The organism is Pelotomaculum propionicicum, assembly GCF_004369225.1.
GTDB classification, from domain to species: Bacteria; Bacillota; Desulfotomaculia; order Desulfotomaculales; family Pelotomaculaceae; genus Pelotomaculum_B; species Pelotomaculum_B propionicicum.
The window spans coordinates 1-2,033 of the sequence record NZ_QFFZ01000119.1 but is presented as its reverse complement, the minus strand read 5'-3'; the positions used below and the strand labels follow the sequence as shown (position 1 = coordinate 2,033).

The 2,033-nt window shown below is 45.5% G+C and carries 4 protein-coding genes and 1 pseudogene; 3 read left to right on the top strand and 2 right to left on the bottom strand.

Features of this window, described 5'->3' with window-relative positions:
- The first annotated feature begins 411 nt into the window (after nucleotides 1-411).
- Nucleotides 412-582, top strand: a complete 171-nt coding sequence (locus tag Pmgp_RS19955) for a hypothetical protein (protein WP_192903039.1) — start codon at nucleotides 412-414, stop codon at nucleotides 580-582.
- Nucleotides 583-729: 147 nt separating this feature from the next.
- Nucleotides 730-1,083 (top strand): HNH endonuclease, encoded by a 354-nt coding sequence (locus Pmgp_RS19115; protein WP_134216259.1) that lies wholly within the window; start codon nucleotides 730-732, stop codon nucleotides 1,081-1,083.
- Between the two features lie 27 nt (nucleotides 1,084-1,110).
- Here the strand turns inward: Pmgp_RS19115 and Pmgp_RS19110 are convergent, their stop codons facing one another.
- Complete coding sequence (locus Pmgp_RS19110; RefSeq protein ID WP_134216257.1) at nucleotides 1,111-1,383, bottom strand: type II toxin-antitoxin system RelE/ParE family toxin; 273 nt, start codon at nucleotides 1,381-1,383, stop codon at nucleotides 1,111-1,113.
- Complete coding sequence (locus tag Pmgp_RS19105; protein ID WP_134216255.1) at nucleotides 1,376-1,645, bottom strand: type II toxin-antitoxin system RelB/DinJ family antitoxin; 270 nt, start codon at nucleotides 1,643-1,645, stop codon at nucleotides 1,376-1,378. The genes Pmgp_RS19110 and Pmgp_RS19105 overlap by 8 nt, the downstream gene beginning before the upstream one ends.
- Before the next feature lie 236 nt (nucleotides 1,646-1,881).
- Here Pmgp_RS19105 and Pmgp_RS20445 point away from each other — a divergent pair.
- A pseudogene (locus Pmgp_RS20445) lies at nucleotides 1,882-2,033 on the top strand (terminase); the annotation flags it as partial.

Below are 2,033 nucleotides of genomic sequence, written 5' to 3'. Positions count from 1 at the left end.
AATCCGAAGAACACGCTCGCCTTTATCGTACATTTTTAAGGTTAATTTGCCAAAGTGTACTTTGAACACCGTCAAATTATACGTAGGTTTCTCGACCGTGAGTTTGGGTTGGGACGGACTTTGCCCTAGTTTTTGGCGGTGACAAGGACGGTGTTTCCATCCGAAGATAGTTTTGATTGTTCGGATGTCCAAAGAACCGCGGGTCAACATCGAGAAGTTCATTGTAATATTCGGAAAACTCGTCTGTGGCTTTCATATTGCTCCTCCAAGATTTATTATCTTGGGAATTGTTATACTACGTAAACCAACCGTTTTCAACTGCCCCTTTAGGGGCCCCTTTATCCAAGCGTAGGCTTGGAAAAAGCGTAGATCTTATCTTAAAAATCTAAAGATTTACGGAAGGTTAAAGATATGGCTAAAAATGATACGGCTTTAGAGGTTCAAAAATCAGGATATTTACAGCTGGCGGATTTTAACATGAACGAGGCGATGGCAGAAGAACTTGACGGTTTGGACGGCGGTTTTGAGTTGATATGGGTTACAGCCTGCAATATGCCTTCAGGATGCATGAAAAAGCACTGAAATGTATCGAATCTTGCAAAGAGGAGAGTAAAGTTGATAAAAAGAGAGTTGCGATGGTGGTAAAATAGTATCGTAAACAAGTATAAACAAGCCTTCGCAGGGTGAACTTGCGAGGGCTTTCTTTATGCCTGAACGGAGATGAGTATATTGCCATATAAACCTAAACGTTCCTGCAGCTATCCCGGCTGCCCGAAGCTGACGGAGGGACGGTTTTGCGAGGAACATCAAAAAGCGATAGATGCCCATTACAACAAATACCAGCGCGATCCGGCCACCCGCAAACGCTACGGCAGGAGCTGGAAGCGCATCCGCGACAGGTATATGGCTGAACACCCGCTCTGCGAGCAGTGCCAGAAGGAAGGCAGGCTTACGCCGGCTGAGGAGGTGCACCATATAGCACCTCTGTCCAAGGGCGGGAGCAACGCAATGGAAAACCTGATGAGCCTTTGCAAGTCCTGTCACTCGGCGATTACAGCTAAAGAAGGCGGGAGATGGGGATGAAATCGTTCCTTAAAAATAAAATCTTAATCAAAACAAATCGCTATGGGTTCCTGTTCGTGTAAGGGTCAGGGTCAAAATATCTTTTACGATTTTATATATGAGCAGCCAATCCGGTGTGATGTGGCATTCACGATGACCGCCATAGTTGCCGGCAAGCGGATGGTCAAGATATTTTGAAGGCAAAGGCTTTTCCTCAACAAGAAAATGCAGCGCCTCTTCGAAAAGCTTAACATCATAGCCGCGCTTGATAATGGTTTTGAAATCTTTTTTAAACCTGCTGGAGTATCTGATTTTAAGCATGCAAATCCTCCATCAGAGCATCAATGCTGGTAAAGGTTTTACTCATATTGCGGTTGTTGTTGACATCGTCGATTGCCGCCAAGGTTTCTGCGTTGGGTTTTTCGATGCGAAGATCAAAAGGTATGCCACCGTAACGGACGGAATAACGCAGGAACATATTTATAGCCGTAGACATATTAAGTCCGAGCTCTGAAAAAATGGCATCTGCCTGGCGTTTTAACTCCTCATCGACACGAATATTTAAATTGGTTGTGTTAGCCATTGTATCAGCTCCTTTCTAACCTTGATTATAAAGCATTATATGTAATTATTCAATAAAATATACCAAATTGCTTTACGATGTAATTACAAATTGCAAGTTCTCCCGGCTAGGGGGGCAAAATCTTTACAACCCTGGCTCCGGAGAACGGGTGGTGGGTCACGCGCGAAAATTCGCGGTTTCAAGAGGGGGTATACCCCAGTTTACTGAGTATTGTGTGCAAAGGCAGGTGATGTGAAATGGCCAACGGGCATGGCGGCCCGCAGATTGGCGCGGGCAATAAGAAAAAACCGCTGGCGGATAAGATATTGGAAGGCAATCCCGGCAAGCGCCGGCTGACGGTTGTAGAATTTACTGATACCGCCGATTTGGAAGGGCAGCCCATGCCCCC

What these genes read in the sequence shown, in the direction of transcription:
- Pmgp_RS19955 (WP_192903039.1), top strand. Translation starts at nt 412, where the DNA reads ATGGCTAAAAATGATACGGCTTTAGAGGTTCAAAAATCAGGATATTTA.
- Pmgp_RS19110 (WP_134216257.1), bottom strand. Translation starts at nt 1,383, where the DNA reads ATGCTTAAAATCAGATACTCCAGCAGGTTTAAAAAAGATTTCAAAACC.
- Pmgp_RS19105 (WP_134216255.1), bottom strand. Translation starts at nt 1,645, where the DNA reads ATGGCTAACACAACCAATTTAAATATTCGTGTCGATGAGGAGTTAAAA.